General features: G+C 60.7%; 20 protein-coding genes. 9 read left to right on the top strand and 11 right to left on the bottom strand.

Annotated elements, in window-relative coordinates; all coding sequences use genetic code 11:
• Positions 1-49 precede the first annotated feature (49 nt).
• On the top strand, positions 50-1,624 hold the full coding sequence (locus DARO_RS13995) for a peptide chain release factor 3 (protein WP_011288458.1): 1,575 nt from the start codon (positions 50-52) through the stop codon (positions 1,622-1,624).
• A 14-nt stretch (positions 1,625-1,638) separates the two neighbouring features.
• On the top strand, positions 1,639-2,091 hold the full coding sequence (gene moaE / locus DARO_RS13990) for a molybdopterin synthase catalytic subunit MoaE (RefSeq protein ID WP_011288457.1): 453 nt from the start codon (positions 1,639-1,641) through the stop codon (positions 2,089-2,091).
• A gap of 47 nt (positions 2,092-2,138) precedes the next feature.
• On the opposite strand, the gene DARO_RS13985 is transcribed toward moaE, so the two are convergent.
• On the bottom strand, positions 2,139-3,773 hold the full coding sequence (locus DARO_RS13985) for a methyl-accepting chemotaxis protein (protein WP_011288456.1): 1,635 nt from the start codon (positions 3,771-3,773) through the stop codon (positions 2,139-2,141).
• A gap of 180 nt (positions 3,774-3,953) precedes the next feature.
• On the opposite strand from DARO_RS13985, the gene clpB reads away from it, so the two are divergent.
• Positions 3,954-6,545 carry an ATP-dependent chaperone ClpB gene (gene clpB / locus DARO_RS13980; protein WP_011288455.1) on the top strand — a complete coding sequence of 864 codons (2,592 nt, stop codon included), beginning with the start codon at positions 3,954-3,956 and terminating at the stop codon, positions 6,543-6,545.
• Between the two features lie 69 nt (positions 6,546-6,614).
• Here clpB and DARO_RS13975 read toward each other — a convergent pair whose 3' ends face one another.
• The 3 genes from DARO_RS13975 to DARO_RS13965 all read right to left on the bottom strand — a co-directional run bounded on the left by DARO_RS13975 (position 6,615) and on the right by DARO_RS13965 (position 7,984).
• A complete protein-coding gene (locus DARO_RS13975; protein ID WP_011288454.1) occupies positions 6,615-6,914 on the bottom strand; it encodes a DUF2502 domain-containing protein in 300 nt (99 codons plus the stop codon).
• A gap of 110 nt (positions 6,915-7,024) precedes the next feature.
• Positions 7,025-7,456: an SRPBCC family protein gene (locus DARO_RS13970; protein WP_011288453.1), complete on the bottom strand. Its 432-nt coding sequence runs from the start codon at positions 7,454-7,456 to the stop codon at positions 7,025-7,027.
• 81 nt (positions 7,457-7,537) lie between these two features.
• Complete coding sequence (locus DARO_RS13965; RefSeq protein ID WP_011288452.1) at positions 7,538-7,984, bottom strand: hypothetical protein; 447 nt, start codon at positions 7,982-7,984, stop codon at positions 7,538-7,540.
• A 200-nt stretch (positions 7,985-8,184) separates the two neighbouring features.
• Between DARO_RS13965 and DARO_RS13960 the strand changes: the two genes are divergently transcribed.
• Entirely contained in the window at positions 8,185-8,979 is a 795-nt protein-coding gene (locus DARO_RS13960) for a DUF1684 domain-containing protein (protein WP_497462980.1), read from the top strand.
• Here the strand turns inward: DARO_RS13960 and DARO_RS13955 are convergent.
• Positions 8,965-10,095: an aminotransferase class V-fold PLP-dependent enzyme gene (locus DARO_RS13955; protein WP_011288450.1), complete on the bottom strand. Its 1,131-nt coding sequence runs from the start codon at positions 10,093-10,095 to the stop codon at positions 8,965-8,967. The genes DARO_RS13960 and DARO_RS13955 overlap by 15 nt on opposite strands.
• A 116-nt stretch (positions 10,096-10,211) precedes the next feature.
• Between DARO_RS13955 and DARO_RS13950 the strand changes: the two genes are divergently transcribed.
• The 3 genes from DARO_RS13950 to DARO_RS13940 all read left to right on the top strand — a co-directional run bounded on the left by DARO_RS13950 (position 10,212) and on the right by DARO_RS13940 (position 13,293).
• The gene (locus tag DARO_RS13950) at positions 10,212-11,495 is read left to right on the top strand and encodes a Glu/Leu/Phe/Val family dehydrogenase (protein ID WP_011288449.1); all 1,284 of its coding nucleotides are present in this window, start codon (positions 10,212-10,214) and stop codon (positions 11,493-11,495) included.
• A 110-nt stretch (positions 11,496-11,605) separates the two neighbouring features.
• Entirely contained in the window at positions 11,606-12,946 is a 1,341-nt protein-coding gene (hflX, locus tag DARO_RS13945; RefSeq protein ID WP_041224412.1) for a GTPase HflX, read from the top strand.
• Between the two features lie 89 nt (positions 12,947-13,035).
• The gene (locus DARO_RS13940) at positions 13,036-13,293 is read left to right on the top strand and encodes a DUF3460 family protein (RefSeq protein WP_497462979.1); all 258 of its coding nucleotides are present in this window, start codon (positions 13,036-13,038) and stop codon (positions 13,291-13,293) included.
• Between the two features lie 93 nt (positions 13,294-13,386).
• Here the strand turns inward: DARO_RS13940 and DARO_RS13935 are convergent, their stop codons facing one another.
• Positions 13,387-16,104, bottom strand: a complete 2,718-nt coding sequence (locus DARO_RS13935) for a bifunctional acetate--CoA ligase family protein/GNAT family N-acetyltransferase (protein WP_011288446.1) — start codon at positions 16,102-16,104, stop codon at positions 13,387-13,389.
• An 86-nt stretch (positions 16,105-16,190) separates the two neighbouring features.
• Entirely contained in the window at positions 16,191-16,598 is a 408-nt protein-coding gene (locus tag DARO_RS13930) for an OsmC family protein (RefSeq protein WP_011288445.1), read from the bottom strand.
• Positions 16,599-16,617: 19 nt separating this feature from the next.
• On the opposite strand from DARO_RS13930, the gene DARO_RS13925 reads away from it, so the two are divergent.
• A complete protein-coding gene (locus DARO_RS13925) occupies positions 16,618-17,136 on the top strand; it encodes a methyltransferase domain-containing protein (RefSeq protein WP_011288444.1) in 519 nt (172 codons plus the stop codon).
• On the opposite strand, the gene mnmH is transcribed toward DARO_RS13925, so the two are convergent.
• The gene (mnmH, locus tag DARO_RS13920) at positions 17,109-18,170 is read right to left on the bottom strand and encodes a tRNA 2-selenouridine(34) synthase MnmH (RefSeq protein WP_011288443.1); all 1,062 of its coding nucleotides are present in this window, start codon (positions 18,168-18,170) and stop codon (positions 17,109-17,111) included. The genes DARO_RS13925 and mnmH overlap by 28 nt on opposite strands.
• Positions 18,171-18,175: 5 nt before the next feature.
• Positions 18,176-18,778, bottom strand: coding sequence for an arylesterase (locus tag DARO_RS13915; protein ID WP_011288442.1), 603 nt, complete (start codon positions 18,776-18,778; stop codon positions 18,176-18,178).
• On the opposite strand from DARO_RS13915, the gene DARO_RS13910 reads away from it, so the two are divergent.
• Complete coding sequence (locus DARO_RS13910; protein ID WP_011288441.1) at positions 18,777-19,451, top strand: ATP-binding cassette domain-containing protein; 675 nt, start codon at positions 18,777-18,779, stop codon at positions 19,449-19,451. The two genes, DARO_RS13915 and DARO_RS13910, sit on opposite strands and share 2 nt — an antisense overlap.
• Here the strand turns inward: DARO_RS13910 and DARO_RS13905 are convergent.
• Both DARO_RS13905 and DARO_RS21795 read right to left on the bottom strand, forming a co-directional pair.
• A complete protein-coding gene (locus DARO_RS13905) occupies positions 19,436-20,653 on the bottom strand; it encodes an ABC transporter substrate-binding protein (protein WP_011288440.1) in 1,218 nt (405 codons plus the stop codon). The genes DARO_RS13910 and DARO_RS13905 overlap by 16 nt on opposite strands.
• Positions 20,654-20,840: 187 nt before the next feature.
• Positions 20,841-22,946: a TonB C-terminal domain-containing protein gene (locus DARO_RS21795; protein ID WP_157037220.1), complete on the bottom strand. Its 2,106-nt coding sequence runs from the start codon at positions 22,944-22,946 to the stop codon at positions 20,841-20,843.
• Between the last annotated feature and the right edge of the window lie 135 nt (positions 22,947-23,081).

Genomic DNA, 23,081 nt, shown 5'->3' with positions numbered 1-23,081 from the left:
CTAGCGGCAAAGGTATAATTGCTGCCTTTCCGCATTTCCAAGCCCTGCCGTGACTCCCCTCGACAACGAAATCTCCCGCCGTCGCACTTTCGCGATCATTTCCCACCCCGACGCCGGTAAAACGACGCTGACCGAAAAGCTGCTGTGGTTCGGCGGCGCCATTCAGGTGGCCGGCGAAGTTCGCGCCCGCAAGGCATCCCGCCACGCGACCTCGGACTGGATGGAGCTGGAAAAGCAGCGCGGCATTTCGGTGACTTCGTCGGTGATGCAGTTCCCCTACCGCGAATGCATGATCAACCTGCTCGACACGCCGGGCCACGAGGACTTCTCGGAAGATACCTACCGCACGCTGACCGCCGTCGACTCGGCCGTCATGGTCATCGACTCGGTCAACGGTGTCGAGGCGCAGACGATCAAGCTGCTGAACGTCTGCCGCATGCGCGACACACCGATCCTGACCTTCATCAACAAGCTCGACCGCGAAGGCAAGGAGCCGATCGACCTGCTCGACGAAATCGAGTCGGTGCTCGGCATCCAGTGCGCGCCGATGACCTGGCCAATCGGCATGGGCAAGCGTTTCCGCGGCGTCTATCACCTCTACGACGATGCCATTGCCTTCTTTGATCCGCAGGCCGAGAAGGGTACGGCCGAGATCATCCAGGGCCTCGACAATCCGCGCCTCGATGAGTTGATTGGAACGCAGGCCGACGAGTTGCGCATGGATATCGAACTGGTCCGCGGCGCTTCGCACGCGTTCGATGCCGAAGCCTATCTCTCGGGCAAGCAGTCGCCGGTCTTCTTCGGCTCGGCGGTCAACAACTTCGGTGTGCAGAGCCTGCTCGACGCTGTGGTCGACCTGTCGCCGCCGCCGATTGCCCGTCCTTCGGTCAGCCGCGAGGTGTTGCCGAACGAGCCGAAGTTCTCCGGTTTCGTATTCAAGATTCAGGCCAACATGGACCCCAAGCACCGGGACCGTATCGCCTTCCTGCGCGTCTGTTCCGGCCGCTTTGACAGGGGTATGAAGGTCAAGCAGGTGGCTTCCGGCAAGATGCTGTCAATCAACAATGCCATTACCTTCATGGCCCGCGACCGTTCCACGACCGACGAGGCCTGGCCGGGCGACATCATCGGTATTCCGAACCACGGCACGATCCGCCTGGGCGAAACCTTTACCGAAGGCGAAGATCTGCGCTTTACCGGCATCCCGTCCTTCGCGCCCGAGCATTTCCGTCTGGCCCGCATCGCCAACCCGCTGAAGATCAAGCAATTGCAAAAGGGCTTGCAGCAGCTGGCGGAAGAGGGCGCCACCCAGTTGTTCCGGCCGCTGTCCGGTACCGACCTGATCCTTGGGGCGGTCGGTACGCTGCAGTTCGACGTGGTGGCCAGTCGTCTGGAAAATGAATACGGCGTGCAGGTCATCTTCGAGCACTACAACTGCGCGACGGCGCGCTGGATTCACGGTGATGCCGCCGAGTTGCGCCAGTTGTCCGACCGCTACAGTGCCAACGTCGCGTTGGATGGGGCTGACGACCCGGTCTATCTGGCACCGAACAATGTCTATCTGAACATGGTCAAAGAGAAGTACCCCAACCTGCGCTTCCTCGAAGCGCGCGAAGTGGCGTAAGAAGGGGGCTGAGCATGACTGTCCGGGTTCAGGGAGCGGATTTCGATGTTGGTGCCGAACTGGCCGCATTGCGCGCCGGGGATGCCCGCGTCGGGGCGCTGGCCAGCTTTCTTGGCCTCGTCCGCGATCTGAACGATGGGGCCAGCGTTTCGGAAATGACGCTCGAGCACTATCCGGGCATGACCGAAAAGGCGCTTGAGGAGATCGTCGCTGAAGCCCGTGGTCGTTGGGAACTCTACGACGCGCTGGTCATCCATCGTGTCGGGCCGCTCAAGCCCTGCGAGCAGATCGTGCTCGTGGCCGTCACCAGCGCCCATCGCGGCGAAGCTTTCGCCGCCTGCGAGTTCATCATGGATTACCTGAAGACCCGGGCTCCGTTCTGGAAGCGCGAGGCGACGCCGGATGGCGGCCGTTGGGTCGATGCCCGTGAGACCGACGACAGCGCGGCAGCGCGCTGGCAGAAATAATAAAGGGGAGCCGAGGCTCCCCTTGTTGTATCGGCTTTGTTCCGGACTCAGGTCCGGAAGCGGGCCACCGTCTCGTGCAGCGAGGCGGACAGCGATTGCAGATGGCGTGCGGCATCGGCCGTGTGATGAACCGCAATGGCACTCTCTTCCGACATCTGGGCAATGGTTTCCAGCTTTTGTGCGATCTCGGTACTGGCAATGCTCTGCTCGGTAATCGAGTCCGATATGCCATTGACCACAATCGCGACGCGGGACGAGCCATCGCGAATCTGATTGATCGAGGCGCCGGCCTGATTGGCCAGTTCAACCCCATTGCTGACTTGTTCGACCCCGGCCTGCATGCTGTTGACGGCGCTACGCGTACCGTTCTGAATCTTGGAAACCATCCCGGCAATTTCGGTCGTAGACAAACTGGTTCGTTCTGCCAGTTTGCGCACCTCATCAGCCACAACGGCAAAGCCACGACCCTGCTCGCCAGCCCGGGCCGCCTCAATGGCGGCGTTAAGGGCCAGCAGGTTGGTCTGGTCAGCAATTTCCTTGATCGTGTTGACGATCGAGGTGATGTGATCGGACTGGCGCCCCAGTTCTTCGACAATTTTCGACGAAGACTGCACCGCATCGGAGATCTTGTGCATCTCGCTGGCCGCACGATGGATGACGGCAGCACCCTCTTCAGAGAGCGTGCCGGCGGCCTGGGAAATGCCGTGGGCTTCGGCCGCGTTTTCCTTGACCTGGTCGATACTGACGGCCATTTGTTCAACCGAGGCGGCCATCGATGAGGCTGCATCGCTTTGCTGGGTGGCGCGGTCGGCCACTTCTTCGGAGGCACTTAGCAACTGATTGGCGGCGCCGGCGACCTGCTCGGCATTGCTGACGATACTGGCGATCATGCCGCGCAATGTTTCCTGCATGGTGCGGATATTGGCCAGCAGGCTTTCCTTGTCGTTCGGGTCGCATTCCACGGGGGTTGCCAGATCTCCGGCGGCGATGCGCTTGGTGATGGAGGAGGCAAGGCTCGGGTCACCGCCGAGTGTCCTGATGATGTTGTTGGACAGAAGCAGCGACGAAATCGCGATGAAGCCGGCAATGCCAAGACCCCAAAGCAGCAGTTTTATCGCATCGCTTCGGAACTTCGTATCGATATCGTCGATATAGATGCCTGAGCCAATCAGCCAGCCCCAAGGCTCAAAACCCATGACGAAGGAAATTTTTGGAACGCCTTCTTCCGAACCCGGCTTTGGCCAGAGGTAATCGACAAAACCGGAGCCCTGCGATTTGACGATCCGGCTCATCTCCGCGAAGAACAGCTTGCCGTTCTTATCCTTGAGCTGGTCGAGTTTCTTTCCGTCCATATCTGGCTTGATCGGATGCATGATCATGGTGTCCGTCAGATCATTGATCCAGAAATACTCGACTTTGTCATACCGCATCAAGCGAATGGCGGCGGCGGCGGCTTTCTTCGCATCTTCGGTCGTCATGCGACCTTCGCGCGCTTCTTTTTCGAAGAAGACCATTGTGCCATGGGCGACTTCGACCAAATTGCGAACCTTGGCCTGGCGGTCTTCCAGCATCTGGCTCTTGCCGTTGATCAGCAGTACCGTGAAAAGCAGTGCCAATGCAGCGACCGTCATGACCGTCATTGCGAGCAGCTTGCTGCGCAGGGACATTCCTTGATTAGACATGTCTCTATTCCCCCTGTCTTATTATCTGTTGAAAATTTCAAATTCAATAACCAATCTAACACAATCGCGATCTAGATGAGCAAGGCGATAGGATCTTCGATCAAGTTATTGGTGTGCTTGAAATCTACCAATGCGTCCTCATCTAGCAGCCTATAGAAAATCCGACTTTGGAGATCATCGATGCGCCTTGATAAGTTTACGACCAAATTTCAGCAGTCTTTAGCCGATGCCCAAAGTCTGGCCATTGGCGGCGACCAGCAATTCATCGAACCGCAGCACCTGCTGCTCGCCCTGATCAATCAGGATGACGGCGGAACGACCTCGTTGCTGTCGCGCGCCGGTGTTAACGTACCCGGCCTGAAGCGCGATCTTGAACAGGCGCTGACCCGTTTGCCACAAGTCCAGGGCCACGGCGGTGATGTCTCCATTGGCCGCGACCTGAACAACCTGCTCAATCTGACCGACAAGGAAGCTCAGAAGCGTGGCGACCAGTTCATCGCCAGCGAGATGTTCCTGCTCGCCTTGTGCGACGACAAGAACGAAACCGGCCGCATTGCCAAGCAGCATGGCTTTTCCCGCAAGTCCATCGAAGCGGCGATCATGGCCGTGCGTGGTGGACAGGGGGTCGATTCTCAGGAAGCTGAAGGTCAGCGCGAATCGCTGAAGAAATACTGCATCGATCTGACCGAACGCGCCGCTCAGGGGAAACTCGACCCGGTCATCGGTCGCGACGATGAAATCCGCCGCGCTATCCAGATCCTGCAGCGCCGCACCAAGAACAACCCGGTGCTGATCGGCGAGCCGGGTGTTGGCAAGACGGCCATCGTCGAGGGGTTGGCCCAGCGTATCGTCAATGAAGAAGTGCCGGAAACCCTGAAGGGCAAGAAGGTGCTGGTCCTCGATATGGCCGGCCTGCTGGCCGGGGCCAAGTATCGCGGTGAATTCGAGGAGCGCCTGAAAGCCGTGCTCAAGGAAGTGGCGCAGGACGAAGGTCGCATCATCCTGTTCATCGACGAACTGCACACCATGGTCGGCGCCGGTAAGGCTGAAGGTGCCATCGACGCGGGCAACATGCTGAAACCAGCATTGGCGCGTGGCGAACTGCACTGCATCGGTGCGACGACACTGAACGAATACCGCAAATATATCGAGAAGGACGCCGCGCTGGAGCGTCGTTTCCAGAAGGTGCTGGTCGAGGAGCCGAGCGTCGAATCGACCATCGCCATCCTGCGCGGCCTGCAGGAAAAGTACGAGCTGCACCACGGCGTCGATATCACCGACCCGGCCATCGTTGCTGCCGCCGAGTTGTCGCACCGCTACATCACCGACCGCTTCCTGCCGGACAAGGCGATCGACCTGATCGACGAAGCTGCGGCCCGCATCAAGATGGAAATCGATTCCAAGCCGGAAGTGATGGACAAGCTGGATCGTCGCATCATCCAGCTCAAGATCGAGCGCGAGGCGGTCAAGAAAGAAAAGGACGAGGCTTCCAAGAAGCGATTTGGCCTGATCGAAGAGGAAATCGCCAAGCTGACCAAGGAATACTCCGACCTGGAAGAGGTTTGGAAAGCCGAGAAGTCCGCTGTGCTTGGTTCTGCCCAGATCAAGGAAGAAATCGATCATCTGAAGGCTGACATCGCCCGCCTGCAGCGCGAAGGCAAACTAGGCGAAGTGGCCGAACTGCAATACGGCAAGCTGCCACAGCTGGAAGCGCAGTTGAAGGCTGCCGAGAAAGCTGGCGAGGGCGAAGGTCGAAAGAACAAGCTGCTGCGCACGCAGGTTGGCGCCGAGGAAATCGCCGAGGTGGTCTCCCGTGCCACGGGTATTCCGGTCAGCAAGATGATGCAGGGCGAGCGCGAGAAGCTGCTCAACATGGAAGACCGGCTGCACAAGCGCGTCGTCGGTCAGGATGAAGCGGTGCGCCTGGTGGGCGACGCCATTCGTCGTTCGCGGGCCGGTCTGTCCGATCCCAACCGTCCGTACGGATCCTTCCTGTTCCTTGGCCCGACCGGTGTCGGCAAAACCGAGCTGTGCAAGGCGCTGGCCGAGTTCATGTTCGACGCCGAAGACCACCTGATCCGCATCGACATGAGCGAGTTCATGGAGAAGCACTCGGTCGCCCGCCTGATCGGCGCGCCGCCGGGCTACGTTGGCTACGAAGAGGGCGGTTACCTGACCGAAGCCGTGCGTCGCAAGCCGTACAGCGTGATCCTGCTCGATGAGGTCGAGAAGGCCCACCCGGATGTCTTCAACGTGCTGCTGCAGGTGCTCGACGATGGCCGGATGACCGATGGCCAGGGGCGCACGGTGGACTTCAAGAACACCGTGATCGTGATGACCTCCAACCTCGGCAGCCAGATGATCCAGCAGATGTCAGGCGACGACTACGGCGTGATCAAGGTCGCGGTGATGGCCGAGGTCAAGAACTACTTCCGGCCGGAGTTCATCAACCGGATTGACGAAGTGGTGGTCTTCCATGCGCTGGACGAAAAGCATATCGCCGGCATCGCGAAGATTCAGCTAGGCTATCTCGAAAAGCGCCTGGCCCAGCTCGAAATGGGCATCGTGGTTGAAGACAGCGCACTGGCCGAACTGGCGCAGGCCGGGTTCGACCCGGTGTTCGGGGCACGTCCGCTCAAGCGGGCGATCCAGCAGCAGATCGAGAATCCGCTGGCCAAGGCCATCCTGGAAGGGAAGTTTGGCGCCAAGGATACGATCAATGTTAGCTGCGATCCTGCCACCGGCGGCATCATGCGCTTCAGCAAGGCCTGATCGGCGCGGGGCTGCAAACAAAAAGGGCGATGCCGCGGCATCGCCCTTTTTACATTTGGCGCTGCGAGATCAGCAGCGTCCCTTCTTGGCCTGTCCTGGCGGGCAGTGGCCGCCATCCTGATGCGGCACGCCCTGGTTGCCACGACCGGTGTAATACTTCTCGCCGCGGTGGCCGTCATGCCGGCGCCAGTAATCCGGATCACGGTACTCGTAGCCATCCCAGTAGTAGCCACGGGTATCGCGGGTGCCGAAGGTGACGCTGACGCCCGGCGCATCGATGCGGACGCCACCAAGGTTAACGTTGATGTCGGCTGCGCTGGCGAATAGCGGTGCGGCTGCGATCAGCGAAGCGATCAGGATTTTTTTCATGGGGCTCTCCGGTTTATCGTGTCGACCGGCCATCGTTCGGCCAGCCTTGGTTCATCTGTCCGGAAATATTAGCCTACCGTGATGCTTTCGTGAAATGTGATTGGGCGGAGCTATGCAGTCCGCTGCAACACGGCCGTCAGTCGATCCAGATTCTGCTCATTGGCCGGCATCAAAATGTGCTTGATCGCCTGCGCCACCTGCGCATCGTCGAATACCTGCTCCCAGGTCACTTCCGTTCCTCCGGCCACCGGTGTCAGTGTGATCGTCAAGGTGAAGTAAGGCGCACAGTCGTGCCGGATCACCACCTTGCGCCCCGGAACGAGTTCGACAAAGTTGCTTTCGTTCGGGTAATTGGTGCCATCCGGACCATGCATCACGAACTTCCAGCGGCCTCCCGGTTTGAATTCGAATACCTCGAACGTATTGGTAAAACCGGCCGGCCCCCACCAAGTGGCGAGTAGTTCCGCTGATGCAAAAGCTTCAAAAATGGCTTCGGGTGGGAAGGGGAGGGCTCGGCTGTTGCGGAAGATATGATCGGGCATGGTGTGGGGGTTTTTATGAGGAAGTTGGCGGCCTGCGCGGCTTTTCACGCAGGTCTGCTCGACAGTGGGGTTAGGCGCCTATTAGCATCCATGCACTTCTTCCATGAAGCGACGCATGAGCGGTGTTTCGTGCTCGGTAAGTTGCCAGTAGTTCTCGATGGCACGATTTAGAATTTCCACTGCCGCCTCTCTTGGCACAGTGATGGGATGTCCGTCAGTGTAGTGCTTCAATCCGTCCCGGAATTCGTTAGCCATCGAGACGAATACCCTCGGTGACCATTCCTCTCCGTGAATGACTCTTCCGACAGTGACGCAGGCTTTAACAAATGATTTAAGCGAGTGCTCCTTCCCCGATTTCTCCAACAGCTTTCCAAGAATTTCTTCACAAGCGCCGGCAAGAGTGATTGCGCAAACGTAGTCGGTTTCTTCGAGGAATAGGTGCAGAGCGCGTTCAAGTTGATGAGTCGCAACCTCTGCCTTCGTGAAGGTGGGCAGATCATCGAAATTGAGTGTCTCAGCGAAGGGCATAACTAGTAGAAGTCAAAAATGATCGATATTCTGGCGAATGACCAATAAGCTGGTTGCGAGACACTGAAGGTTTTCATGTGGCAAGCGAATCCGACGACAGGTTGAGTATTTCAGGCATGATGGAAACGGCAAACCGGAGAATGCTGGTGGGCTAATCATACAGCGTACTGTACGAGGTAAATATGAACGGCATGAGTGGAATGGAGAACGGTAAGAACCAGGCTTGGCATCGCTGGCGTGAGGCTCGGGAGAAGGAACTTTCCGGGCCGGATAGCTGGATTGGATTGATCGGTCTTGATTGGCTGGAACCCGGCGCGAACCGGGTGGGCGGCGCCGAGGATTGTGTTGTGCGTTTGCCGGGGGGGGAGGCGCATCTGGGCGATCTGCTGTGGTCAGGCGATGTGCTGCATTGGCGGCCGCTCAAGGGCGAGGTTCAGGAATTGGCGACCGACCGCGATGGTGCGCCGACGGTGGTTGATTGCGCGCAGTTCGCGTTCTTCGTGGTCGAGCGGGATGGCCGGTTGGCGGCGCGGGTGCGGAATCGGGAATGGGCGAAGACGCAGCCGTTTGCCGGCTTGCAGTACTTCGACTATGACCCGGCATGGGACATCGAGGCCGACTGGCTGGCGCTGGAGCCGCCGGTGGTGATGGAGGTGCCGAATGTGACGGGCGACCTCAAGCCGGTGACGGTGGCACACAAGGCCGTTTTCGCGGTGGCCGGTGCTCAGGTCGAATTGCTGCCGATGAGCGTCAGCGAGCGGGAGGTGTTTTTCGTGTTCCGCGACCGGACGAGCGGCCGGGAAAGCTATGGCGCGGGGCGCTTCCTGAAAGCCAAGCCGGCACAGGATGGGCGGATTCGGCTGGATTTCAACTTCGCCTTTAGTCCGCCCTGTGCTTTTACGGCCTTTGCGACCTGCCCGCTGCCGCCGCCGGAAAACTGGCTGGCCTTTCCGGTGACGGCGGGCGAGAAGAAGTACGGGTCAGGCCAGCACTGAGTCCAGCGCCTTGGCCAGGTTGGCCAGGGTCAGCTCGGGGTTGTGCAGTTTTTCCAGACCGAACAGGCCGAGGCGGAAGGTGCGGAAATCGGCCGGTTCGTCGCATTGCAGCGGCACGCCGGCTGCTGTCTGCAGGCCTTGGGCGAGGAACTTCTTGCCCGACTGGATATCCGGGTCGGTGGTGTAGCTGACCACGACGCCGGGGGCCTGAAAGCCTTCGGCAGCGACGCTGGGGAAGCCTTTGGCGACCATCAGTTCGCGGATGCGGCGGCCGACTTCGCGTTGTTCGGCGCAGACCTTGTCGAAGCCATAGGCCTCTGTTTCCAGCATGACGTCGCGCAGCGTGGCCAAAGCATCGGTTGGCATTGTCGCGTGGTAGGCATGGCCGCCGTTTTCAAAGGCTTCCATGATCTGCAGCCATTTCTTCAGATCACAGGCGAAGCTGGTGCTGGTCGTGCTGTCGATGTGGGCGCGGGCACGTTCGCCGAGCGCGATCATGGCGCAGCACGGCGAAGCGCTCCAGCCTTTTTGCGGGGCGCTGATCAGCACGTCGACGTTGTTGGCCGCCATATCAACCCAAATGGTGCCGGAAGCGATGCAGTCGAGCACGAACATGCCGCCCACAGCACGCACGGCTTCGCCAACTGCCTTGATGTAGCTGTCGGGCAGGATCATGCCCGACGAAGTTTCAACGTGCGGGGCGAAGACGACCGCGGGTCGGTGCTGATGAATGGCAGCGACGACTTCTTCGATCGGTGCCGGGGCAAAGGGGGCCTGCGAACCGCTGCCAGTTTGCCGCGCCTTGAGCACGATGCTTTCGGAGGGAATCTTGCCCATGTCGAAAATCTGCGTCCAGCGGAAGCTGAACCAGCCGTTACGAATGACCAGCACCTTCTTGTCGGTGGCGAACTGGCGGGCCACCGCTTCCATGCCATAAGTGCCGCTACCTGGCACGATGATCGCGGATTTGGCGTTGTAGACCTGCTTCATCAGGCGCGAGATGTCTTTCATCACGCCCTGGAAGCGTTGCGACATGTGGTTCAGCGCGCGGTCGGTATAGACCACCGAGTATTCGAGCAGGCCATCGGGATCGGGTTGCGGCAGCAGTGCGGGCACAGGGTCTCTCCGGTTGAATGTTGTGGGCAGAGCATACCGCCAAGCCGTGAAGGCGCGCTAGTCAAGTACGCTTTGATGCGCCACACTGAGCGTCATCCAGCCTGCAAGGAGTTGCCATGAATGCCCCGCTGCTGCCTTCTTATATTTCGGCTCAAAACATCGGTCCGTGGCACATCTTCCTGCAGCAAGTCGAGCAGGTCGCACCGCTGCTCGACAAGTCGCTGTGGCCGTGGGTGGAAACCCTGCGTCGACCAAAACGTTCGTTGATCGTCGATGTGCCGATCCGTCTCGATAGCGGTGAAGTGGCGCATTTTGAGGGTTATCGCGTGCATCACAACACCTCACGCGGGCCGGGCAAGGGCGGCGTGCGCTTTCATCAGGATGTCACCTTGTCCGAGGTGATGGCGCTGGCCGGCTGGATGACGATCAAGAACGCGGTAGTCAATGTGCCGTTCGGCGGTGCCAAGGGCGGTGTCCGTGTCGATCCCCGGCAGCTTTCGATTTCGGAACTCGAAGGGCTGACCCGCCGTTACACCAGCGAAATCAGTTCGATGATCGGGCCGGACAAGGATATTCCGGCGCCGGACATGAATACCAATGCCCAGGTCATGGCCTGGATGATGGATACCTATTCCATGGGTGAGGGGCGGACGGTGACTGGCGTCGTGACCGGCAAGCCGCTGTCGCTGGGCGGTTCGCTCGGGCGGCAGGATGCAACCGGGCGGGGCGTTTTTGTCACTGCCCGCGAGGCAGCACGCAAGCTGAATCTGCCGATTGAGGGAGCGCGGGTGGCTGTGCAGGGCTTCGGTAATGTCGGCGAGGCTAGTGCGCGGATCTTTGCGCAGGCCGGCGCCAGGATCGTTGCCGTGCAGGATGTCAGTGCGACGCTTTATTGCGAAGCGGGTCTGGATATCGCGGCCTTGAAGCGGTATTTGGCGGAAAACAAGACATTGCTTGGCGCACCGGGTTGCGAAGTGATTGATAACGCGGCTTTCTGGGCTGTGCCTTGCGACTTCATGGTGCCGGCCGCACTGGAGTCGCAGATCAACCGCTATAACGCCGGCCAGATTACCGCCCGTATTGTCGTCGAAGGTGCCAATGGCCCGACCACCCCTGAGGCCGATGTCATCCTGGCCGAGCGCGGCATCACCGTTGTGCCCGACGTGCTGGCCAATGCCGGGGGCGTCACGGTCAGTTACTTCGAGTGGGTGCAGGATTTTTCCAGCTTCTTCTGGAGTGAGGATGAGATCTACCAGCGCCTTGAACGGATCATGTCCGAGGCCTTCAATGCGATCTGGCAACTGGCAGAGGCCCGCCAGATGTCGCTCCGTTCGGCTGCCTTCGTGATTGGATGCACTCGGGTGCTCGAAGCCCGGGCGACGCGTGGTTTGTATCCCTGATATGGCTGCGGCGAGGCTTTTAGCCTGCGGTTGGACCGCATTCTATGGCGGCGCCTTCGGTATTGGCGGGTACTATCTGCCTTTGCCCATTTAAGAGAAGCAATCCCGGAATGCGAAGTGAAGTAGAAGACAAGACCAGATACGCCGTTGCGGCGGCTGTGCAATTACCGAATGTCAGCGATATCGAGTTCGAGGCCTCATTGACCGAGTTACGCGAACTGGCAAAAACACTGGGCTTCAAGGTGGTCCATACGTTTGTGCAAAAACGCGCCGGGTTCGATACGACGGGCTACCTGGGCATTGGCAAGCGCCAGGAAATACACGATTTCGTCAATCATGGTGTCGAAGGCGAGGGGGCGATCCCGGGGGCGGCCGCTTTTTCCGGCCAGATCGATGCCATCCTTGTCGACCATGAAATTTCACCGTCACAGGCGCGCAACCTCGAAAAAGAGGTTGGCTGCGAGGTGATGGATCGCACCATGGTGATCCTCGAGATTTTTCACAACAACGCCCGTTCCCGGGCTGCCCGGGCTCAGGTGGAGATCGCGCGCCTTGGCTACATGGCGCCGCGCCTGCGCGAGGCGGCAAAGCTGGCCGGGCCGCAGGGGCGCCAGCGCAGCGGTGCCGGTGGTCGAGGGGGCGGTGAGTCGCACACCGAACTGGATCGCCGCAAAATTCGTGACCGCATCGCCGAACTGCAACAGGAAATCGTTGCCATGGATGTCGAACGCAAGACGCAGCGTGCGCGGCGCCAGGAGCGGCAGGGGCTGGCGGGCGTGGCGCTCGTTGGCTACACCAATGCCGGTAAATCCACCTTGATGCGAGCGCTGACCGGTAGTGAGGTGCTCGTCGCCAATAAACTCTTCGCGACGCTCGACACCACCGTCCGCACCCTCCATCCGGAAAGCGTGCCGCGGGTGCTGGTCAGTGACACTGTCGGCTTCATCAAGAATCTGCCGCACGGCCTGGTTGCCTCTTTCAAGTCAACGCTCGAAGAGGCGCTTGATGCCTCACTGCTGCTTCACGTGATCGATGCGAGCGATCCCGGATTCGAGCGTCAGCTTCAGGTGACCGACGACGTGCTGCACGAGATCGGTGCCGATGCCGTGCCGCGCATTCGGGTCTTCAACAAGATTGACCATGTCGGCGACTCAGAGGCGCAAGCCGAATGCGAAGCAGCATTGCGGGAAAAATATCCGGATTGTGTCGTGATGAGTGCCCGTCGCCCGGATGAGGTCGCCAGGTTGCGCCTGACGATCATCTCGTTTTTCCAGCAAGGCCTGGTTGAAGCTGAACTCTTCCTTCCATGGTCGGCGCAGCAACTGCGTGGGGAGCTTTACGCCAGTTGCGAGGTGCTGGAGGAGCGTGCCGATGAAGAGGGGGCTTTCTTCCGTGTTCGCGGTGAACCCGATACCTTGATGATCCTGCGCGAGCAGTTCGCACAGGCTTGACGCCCTGCTTTTTCAGGCAGGGAGGCGGGCCTATGTACGGTTTTTCGACGGCGATTGGCTGCCGTTCCCGGTTCAAGCATCGGTACGCCATGCTAGAATCGCAACATTGTCTTGAATATCTTGAGGAAAGCAGCGAAATGGGTGACGTCAATACCAGCTACGTGTCCGATCACCAGACTTGGATGAACGAACAACTCGCAAAGAATCCGGAGTGGGTCGAAGACCAGAAGGCTGGTCGCGCCCTGTGGTGGGACAAGAAGCAGGACGTTGACACCACGGTTCGCAACGCCGATTCCAAGGTGCCGCAGAAGCCCTATCCATACGACGTGAACTTCTTCGGCGAATAATCGCCAGCGAATGGAAGTCGTAAAAAAGCCGGTCATTGACCGGCTTTTTGTTTGCCTGCGCGCCGGACAAGCCGGCGCGGAGTAGATCAGGGTCTAGCCCGTCAGCGGCTTGACGACGCGCTTGACGGCGGTGTCGTCCGGATGGGGATGGATGGTGAAGCCCAGGCTGGTCATCAGGCGGAACATCTTCGAGTTGGTGGACAACACGTCGCCGACCACAGCACGGTAGCCCTTCATTCGGGCACAGTCGATCAGCGCGGTCATCAGCTTGCGGCCGACACCGCACTTCTGCCAGTCGTCGCCGACGGCCAGAGCGAACTCAACCGACTCGCCGTCCGGATTGACGACGTAGCGGGCAACCCCGATCTGATGTTCGAACGGTTCGACCCCGTCCACGTTGTCTTCGACTTCCTTGGTGATGGTGGCGACCAAGGCCATTTCACGGTCGTAGTCGATCTGCGTGAAGCGGACCAGCATGGTCTGCGTCAATTCGCGCAGCGTGTCCATGAAGCGGTAGTAGCGCGACTCGTCGGACATCGACTTGACGAACTCCTGCTCCATATCGGCATCTTCCGGGCGGATCGGACGGATGGTGACGATCTGGCCGTCGTTCATCTGCCAGTCCTGGATCAGGTGCACCGGGTACGGGTAGATCGCCATGTGGGCGTAGCGATCACCAGAAGCGCTGGCCGCATGGTCGATGACGATACGGGCATCGGCTGCGATGGCGCCGTTTTCGTCGACGATCAGCGGATTCAGGTCAAGTTCCTGAATCCACGGCAATTCGCAGACCATTTCGGAAATACAGAGCAGTACTTCCTTGAGGGCCTCGCGGTCGACCGGCGGCATGTTGTGGAACTGGTCGAGAATCTTCGAGGCGCGGGTCGACTCGATCAAATCCTTGGCCAGGAACTTGTTCAGCGGCGGCAGGGCGACCGAGCGGTCACTGAAAATTTCAACGTCGAAGCCACCGGCGCCAAAGGTGATGACCGGTCCGAAGATCGGGTCGCGGAAGACGCCAATCATCAGTTCTCGGCCATTCGGGCGCGACAGGAAGGGTTCGATCGAAACACCGTTGATCTTGGCATCCGGCCGGCGCTTCTGCACGGTATCGATGATGTCGTGGTAAGCGTTGCGGACAGCGGGAGCATTGCCGATGTTCAGGCGGACACCGCCGGCATCGGACTTGTGCGGCAGATCCGGGGAGTCGACCTTCATGGCGATCGGGAAGCCGATCTGCTCGGCCAGCAGCAGTGCCTCGGTGGCCGTGCGGGCGACCATGGTCTGCGCAACCGGGACGCGGAAGGCGCGCAGGATGGCCTTCGATTCCATTTCGGAAAGCACCTTGCGGCGCTCGGCGAGCAGCGCCTCGATCAGCATCTTGGCGCCTTCGGTTTCAGGACGTCCGTATTGACGCGTTGGTTCTGGCGTCTGTAGCAGCAGCTTCTGGTTGCGGTAATACTTGGAGATGTGATGGAACAACTCGATGGCCGTTTCCGGCATGCGGAAAGCCGGGATGCCGGAATCCTCGAGTAGCTTGCGGCCTTCGCGAACCTGTTCTTCGCCCATCCAGCAGCAGATGATCGAACGATTGAGCTTGTCGGCGACTTCGACGATGGCTTGGGCGACGGCCAGCGGATCAGTCATCGCCTGCGGTGAGAGCATGACCAGCGTGCTGTCCACGTTCGGATCATTCGTGACTGCCATGATCGCTTCACGATAGCGCTCCGGCGTGGCATCGCCACCGATGTCGATCGGGTTGCTATGTGACCAGTTGGTCGGCATCGCCTTGTTGAGCACGGCCATCGTCTCGTTGCTCAGCTCGGCCAGTGGGATACCCATGTCGCCGGCCCGGTCGGCGGCCATGGCGCCCGGCCCGCCACCGTTGGTGATGATGGCAAGGCGGTTGCCCAGCGGACGGAATTTTGAGGCGAGGGCCTTGGCAGCGTAGAACAGCTGGCCGACGTTTTGTACACGGACCACACCGGCGCGGCGAACGGCCGCATCGAAAACGCTATCGGAAACGGCGGCCATGCCCGAGTGGGTTGCCGTAGCCATGGCGCCAGCTTCGTGCCGACCGGCCTTGAGCAGGATGATCGGCTTGATGCGGGCGGCCGAACGCAGGGCGCTCATGAAGCGGCGGGAGTTCCGGATGCCTTCGACGTACATCAGGATGTAGTGCGTGCGGCTGTCGTAGATCAGGTAGTCGAGGATTTCGCCGAAATCGACGTCGGCGGTCATGCCGATCGAGATGACTGACGAGAAACCGACCTGGTTGGACTTTGCCCAGTCGAGTACGGCGGAGCACATGGCGCCGGACTGCGAGACGAGGGCGAGGTTGCCGGGGGCAGCGGTAGTCTTGGAGAAGGTGGCGTTGAGGCCGAGGTCGGGGCGGATGATGCCCAGGCAGTTGGGGCCGAGGATGCGCACATTGTAGGAACGGGCAATTTCAAGAACCTTGCGCTCCAGCGCAGCACCGATATGGCCAGCTTCCGAAAAGCCGGAAGCGATCACGATAACGTTGCGAACCCCGCTACGACCACATTGTTCGATCAGTTGCGGCACTGTCTGCGGACGGGTGGCGATAACCGCCATCTCGACTCGGGCGCCGATTTCCTCAATGGATTTGTAGGCCTGCTGGCCCTGAATCGTCTCGTGCTTGGGGTTGATGGCGTAGAGGCGCCCTTTGTACCCCGAGCTGAGGATGTTCTTGAAAATGATATTGCCAACCGAGTTTTCGCGGTCCGAGGCGCCGATTACGGCCACCGATTTCGGCTCGAAAAGCGCCGTTAGATAGTGCTGTTCCAACATGGCAAGCCCCTTGTTAGGCTGTTATTGTGCAGTGCGGAATTCTGGCACATTGACGACCTAATGTCATTGGCCTTATAGGGTTATTCCTAGGGGGAAAGGGCGCAGTCGAGCAAGATCGATTGGGAAAGGGCGCGGTGTACCGGGCATTTATTGGCAATCTCCAGCAAGCGTTGCCGTTGTTCATCGGTCAGCTCGCCTTCAAGGACGATATCGCGGTGGATGCGGTCACGTGTCGCGCCGTCGACTTCAACTTTTTCGTGGCTGAGCGTGACGCTGATCTTGGTAAGCGCGAGGCCCTTGCGCTCGGCGTACATGCGCAAGGTCATCGAGGTGCAGGCACCGAGTCCGGACATCAGGAAATCGAACGGGGCAGGGCCGGCATCGGCGCCACCCATGCTGACCGGTTCATCGGCAAGCAATTGATGCTGGCCGATGGTCACGCCCTGCTGGTATCTTCCCTTTCCATTTTCTGCGACGACTACGACTCCCGACATGTCAGCCTCCTTGAATGAAATGCCTTCGATCATACCGCCTTCCCCGTGGGTGGCGCGCTATTGCGAGCGGATTCCTGTATCAGGTGAAGTCCTTGATCTGGCCTGTGGTAGCGGGCGTCACGCCCGGCTGCTGGCCGGCCTGGGTCACTCGGTTTTCGCGGTGGACCGTGACTTGGCCGCTATCTCGGCGTTTCAAGGTGTGGCCGGGATCCGGACGGCACAACTTGATCTGGAGGGGGGCGAATGGCCGTTGGCCGGGCAATCATTCAGCGGCATCGTCGTCACCAACTACCTGTGGCGGCCGCGCCTGACCGATCTTCTGCTCATGCTGGCGCCTGGCGGTGTGCTGATCTACGAAACCTTCATGCTCGGCAACGAAGTCTATGGCAAGCCCTCGAACCCGGACTTCCTGCTCCGGCCGGGCGAGTTGCGGGAAGTCGTGCAGACCGCGGGGCTACGTGAAATTGCCTTCGAGGAAGGCTACACGGCCAGCCCGAAGCCGGCCATGCGTCAGGCGATCTGCGCCGTCTGCGACTGAACGATGGCGGCGGCCAGTCGCTTGATGCCGTCTTCGGACAGATCGTCGGTCGAGAAACTGCCCGGATTCTGCATGCCCGTGTAGTTGCGATCCTGCGAGCGCTGGTAGAGCGGGTCGTAATGCTGTTCGAGCAGTTCGCCTACCAGTGTCGGCCAATTGCCTTCGTGGATCAGCTGTTGCCAGCGATTCAGCGTTTCCCGGCTTTGCAGCGTGCGTAGTGCCTCCAGGCGGCCGCACAGGAAGTCCGGCCGGGTCAGGAAATAATCATAATCCTTGAGCAGGAAAGCGACCCGGGCGTCGAGCGTGGCATCGACGGCGACAAACTCGCCGCTGCGGATGCGTTCGATCATCGCTTCAGGAACATGCAGGTTGCCGATCTTGCGGCTTTCCGCCTCGACATAGACCGGGCGAGTCGGATCGAGTACGGCCATGGCCTGAAGCAAAGCGGTTTCAAAACCTTTTTGCGAAGGTTGCGGCGAATCTGGCAAGACCCCAAGCACCGAGCCCTTGTGATTGGCCAGGTTTTCCAGATCGAGCACCTGTTCACCGAGTTCGCCGATGGCCTGCAGGATGCGCGTCTTGGCGCTGCCGGTCGCGCCACCGATGACGATAAAGCGGTAGTGCTGCGGCAATTCCACCAGCTGGGCAATGACATGGCTGCGCCACGCCTTGTAGCCGCCGTCCAGTTGCCCAGCGTGCCAGCCGATAGCTTTGAAGATGGTGGTCATCGAACCGCTGCGGTCACCGCCGCGCCAGCAGTAGATCAGTGGTTTCCAGCTTTTCGGGCGATCGAGAAAGCGTTCCTTGAGGTGTTTGGCAATGTTTTCGGAAACCAGCGCCGCACCGATTTTCTTGGCCTCGAACGGTGAAACCTGTTTGTAGAGCGTGCCAACCTGGATACGCTGTGCATCGTCGAGGACCGGGCAATTGATGGCGCCGGGGATATGGTCTTCAGCAAATTCGGCCGGGGAGCGGACGTCGATGATTTCGTCGTAGCTCGCGAGATCGGCCACGGTGGGACGGTTGGGTTTCATCGGCCCTATTTTAACAGGGGTGCAAGGGCAGGCCAGAGATGGTCGAGGATCAACGGCTGCGCTTCAGCCAGTGGGTGCAGGTTGTCGGCCTGAAAAAGCTGGGGCTTGGCGGCGACGGGTTCGAGCAGGAAGTCGATCAGCGGCGCTTTTTTGGCTTGGGCGATACTGGTGAAGCTGCTGTGGAAGTCTGCAGCATATGGGCCGTAGTTGGGTGGCAGGCGCATCCCGGCGAGCAAAACCTTGGCGCCGGTGGCTCGGGAGGCATCAATCATGGCGTTCAGATTGTCGCGCATCTGGAGCAGCGGCAGGCCACGCAGGCCGTCGTTGGCGCCCAGGGCAATGACGACCACGGCCGGCTGGTGGGCTTTCAAGGCCGGCCCCAGGCGCGAGCGACCGCCGGCCGTGGTTTCGCCGGAGATTGACAGGTTGGCAACGCTATAATCAAGACGTTTTTCGGCCAGGCGCGTGCCGAGCAGCGAAGGCCAAGCCTGTTCGGGCCGAATGCCGTAGCCAGCCGACAGCGAGTCGCCCATGATCAGGATGGTTTTGGCGGCCAGGGCTGGCGTGGTTGAAACGAGCAGGGCAAACAGGACGAGGATGAACCGCATGGCAGCAGGACCGGTGGTTGACGTATCGGGATTGGGCAAGACCGTCGATAACGGCGGCGAGCCGCTGACAATTTTGCAGGATATTTCCTTTTCGGTCATGCCGGGCGAAACCGTCGCCATTGTCGGCGCCTCCGGTTCTGGCAAATCGACGCTGCTCGGCCTGCTGGCCGGGCTGGATCAAGCAACGGCCGGTGATGTCAGGCTCGACGATGTCTCGCTCAAGGCGCTCGACGAAGATCAGCGGGCAAGGCTACGCGGCCGGCTGCTCGGCTTCGTCTTTCAATCCTTCCAGTTGCTGCCCTCGCTGACTGCGCTGGAGAACGTCATGCTGCCGCTCGAACTGGCCGGCACCGCCTCGGCGGCCAACGCGGCACGCGAATGGCTCGAACGCGTCGGCCTCAGTCACCGCCTGAAGCACTATCCCAAACACCTCTCCGGCGGCGAGCAGCAGCGCGTCGCCCTGGCCCGCGCCTTCGCCCCCAACCCGCAACTGGTGCTGGCCGACGAGCCGACCGGCAACCTTGATGCGGCGACCGGCCAGCAGATTATCGACCTGATGTTCGATCTCAACGCCAAACAGGGAACGACCCTGCTGCTGGTCACCCACGACGAGGCAATTGCCGCCCGTTGCGGGCGGACCCTGCGCATCCAGTCCGGTCAATTGACCGGCTGAACTTTCGGCTTGCGGTGGACGAGGAGGCTGCGCTTTTCGTCATCCGGGTGGGCGAAAGCAACCTGCCCCTGTTTTACCTCACCCATCAGCACCATGTTTTCGCTGATCGCCTCGTGGTCGTCTTTCGAAAACGGCGGTGAGTAAGTCGTGATCACGCCGTAGACAGGCTTTTGCAGGTTTTCCAGCGCGGCGCGAATTTTCGGGCCTTCGGTGCTGCCGGCCTGGCTGATGGCCGCTATCAGTAGCAGAGCCGAGTCGTAACCCTGGGCGGCAGAGACCGCCGAGGGAATGCGTTTGCTGCCATCGGCATGATGGTAGGCGCTGATGAAGGAAGTACGGCGATAGTTGTTCGCTGCCTCGACGAAACTTTGCGGCATGCGCGCGCCTTCCGCATTCTTGCCGGCTGCGTCGATGAAGTTGGGCAGAGACAACGGCCAGCTGCCGATCATCGGCACCTTCCAGCCCATCTTGGCCCGACTGTTGGCAATGACGGCCAGTTCCGGGCCGATGGCATAGGTCAGGATCGCCTCGGCACCGGCCTCGCGGGCTCGCTGCAGGTTGGCGGCAAGATCCCTGGTGCCGGGGGCGAAACTTTCGACTGCCACGGGTTTGAGCTCGAGAGCGGTAAGTTCCCGGGTCAATTGGTCGCGCCCCTGTTCGCCATAGGGCGTGCTGTCGTGGAGGATGGCGAGCTTGGTGTAGCGGCCACGCTTGACCGCTTCGCGCACGATCATTGCAGCCTGGATGTCGTCGCTGGCCGAGTTGCGGAAAACGTAGCTGTCCGGGATGGCGGGGGGGAAAAACTGCCGGGCCACCGAGCTGCCGGTGGCGACATTGACGATGACTGGCACACGGGCGTCCTGATAGTCCTTCAGCGAGGCCAGTGCGACGCCGGTGTTGACCACGCCGAGTCCGGCCACCACCTTGTCCTGGCGAATGGCTGCCTCGACCACCTCCTTGCCGGTTGCCGGATCCCCCTTGTCATCCTTTTCGACCAGGACCAGTTGGCGCCCGAGCAGCCCGCCACCCAGATTCATTTCGCTGATCGCCAGGCGGACACCAGCCAACATGGACTGGCCCATCGGTGATGAGGGACCCGAATAGGGGCCAGTCACGGCGATCCGGATGGGCTCTGCTGCCGGTGCAGTTTGGGTGCAGATGCAGAGTGCGATGCCGCTGATGACGGCTGAAATTTTTTTCATGCTTCCTCCTTGGTGGGAGGCAAGCCTAGTGTTCTTTAAATGCTTGTGGAATTGGGGTTGTCACTAAGCGGGAAAACCCGCGGTTAGGCCTGTTTGTAGGGAGGCCGGCAATTTCCGAAGGCGTTTTCCGGGCCGGCTCTGTTGTTGTTGGCTCGGCTGCCGGCTCGTCTTTGGTGGTCGGGGTGTTTCAATAGAGTCGAATGGCCGAGTCGAAGTGCCAGGTCCGGCGGATTTCGACCACGTCGAAGTCGCGGGCAAGCGCTGGCTGGAACGGTTGATAGGGGGCATGCGCTTCGATGATGCGTCGTACTGCGTCGTCGATGGCCGGCACGCCGCTGGAGCGGACAAAGGTGATCGACTCCACCGAGCCATCCCTTCTAATGGCCACGGTGACCATTGGATCGGTGTGCGTTTGCTTGGCCGCTTCGCGGATCGTTTCGAAGCCCATGTTCATATGAATCTTCCGGGCCCAGGCTTCCGCATACCAGACGAGTTCAGCGTTGGTGTCAGTGCGCCCGAAGAGCCTGGCGCGGCGGAACAAGCTTGACGAAGGTGATCGCTGCCTGGCCTCCTCGGCTGCGGCGCGGCGGGCTGCCTCCTCGTCCAGTTGGCGTCCCATCGCCCGACGCGCGGCATCCCGCCTTGCATCCTGCTCACGTTTTTCCTCGGCCCTCGCTGCCTCCTCTCGCGCTGCGGCTTGCCGGGCACTTTCCTGGTGTTCCGCTTCGCGCCGAGCGGCATCAGCCCTTGCGGCTTCCTCCTTGGCTGCAGCTTGTCGAGCCTTCTCCTGTCGTTCGGCTTCACGCCGGGCGGCGTCAGCGCGAGCGGCTTCCTCTTTGGCGGTAGCCTGTCGGGCTGCCTCCTGACGCTCGGCTTCGCGTCGGGCAGCTTCAGCGCGAGCAGCTTCCTCCTTGGCGGCGGCCTGTCGGGCTGCCTCCTGATGCTCGGCTTCGCGTCGGGCAGCTTCAGCCCGCGCGGCTTCTTCCTTGGCTGCAGCTTGTCGAGCCTTCTCCTGTCGGTCGGTTTCGCGCCGGGCGGCGTCAGCGCGAGCAGCTTCCTCCTTGGTGGCGGCCTGTCGGGCTGCCTCCTGACGCTCGGCTTCGCGCCGAGCAGCTTCAGCCCGTGCGGCATCTTCCTTGGCTGCAGCTTGGCGAGTCTTCTCTTGTCGCTCAGCTTCATGCCGGGAAGCGTCAGCGCGAGCAGCTTCTTCCTTGACTGCGGCTTGTCGCGCCATCTCCTGTCGTTCGGCTTCACGCCGGGCGGCGTCAGCGCGAACTGCCTCCTCCTTGGTAGCGGCCTGTCGCGCCTTCTCCTGTCGCTCAGCTTCGCGTCGGGTAGCTTCAGCCCGTGCGGCTTCTTCCTTGGCGGCAGCTTGTTGCGCCGCCTCCAGGCGTTCTGCTTCCTGCCGGGCAGCTTCAGCTCGCGCGCCTTCCTCTTTAGCCGCTTCCTTTCGCGTCGCTTCAGCCCGTGCGGCTTCTTCCTTGGCGGCAGCTTGTTGCTCCGCCTCCAGGCGTTCTGTTTCCTGCCGGGTAGCTTCAGCTCGCGCGCCTTCCTCTTTAGCCGCTTCCTTTCGCGTCGCTTCAGTCTGCGCGGCTTTCTCGACCTCTTGCTCCGGGGCGGGGGGCTCGTTTCTGGACTGGGCTTCACCGTTGGCACGGGCTGGCGTTGTCGATTGGATCTGTGGAGGCTCCAGGGGAGGCGCGGGCACGACGAAATCGGTATTTTGTGCCTGCTCCATGGCAATCACTGCCGGAAACGGCTTGGGCGGGGGCGGCTCGGCCGGCGATGGCTTTACGGGAGCTTGGTGACTACCCTCGGCTGGCCGTGAACTGGCTTTCGCGGTCGGTGCGCTTCGGGATTCGCTTGTCCGGTCCGGCATTTGCGGGGCGGATTCCGGGAGGGCTTCGGGGGATCTGAACGTCACCGCCAGTTCCCCTGCAGCGGCGGGCTGCTCGTTCAATGCCTCCGGCAAGGGGGGCGGCAGAGGCGCCGGGGGGCTGGCGGGTTCTATGTTGATGAGCGGGGCCGGGGCAAGTACGACTTGCAGGTTGGGGGCTTCGATTCGACGAAGTTGCCAGGGAAAGGTGAGGCCGGGCAAACCGAATTCGTCGCCAAACAGGGTGAGGCTGAGCAGCAGTGCATGGAGCAGCACGGATAGCAGCAGGGCGAGGGTGAGCCGTATGCGCTGGCGGCGTGTCCGGCGAATTGAATGCTGGCGTAAACCGTCAGCAGTCCTCGTCGCTACCGACCACCGTTCGGGGTGCTGTGTTGTGCCGGACTCGGTCGAGTTCAAGAGCGCTCTGCCATTGCTACGCCGCGTTCGAACGGGCGAGAAATACCAAGAGGTTCTGCTGGCGACAGAGGAGCGGGCGGCGAGCAGTGGCCTTGGTTGAACGGATAGTCATGCGGGGATTATGCGGTCACTGAC

It is taken from the genome of Dechloromonas aromatica RCB (assembly GCF_000012425.1).
Note: the sequence above shows the minus strand (reverse complement) of the source record. Positions and strands in the feature narration are given on the sequence as shown.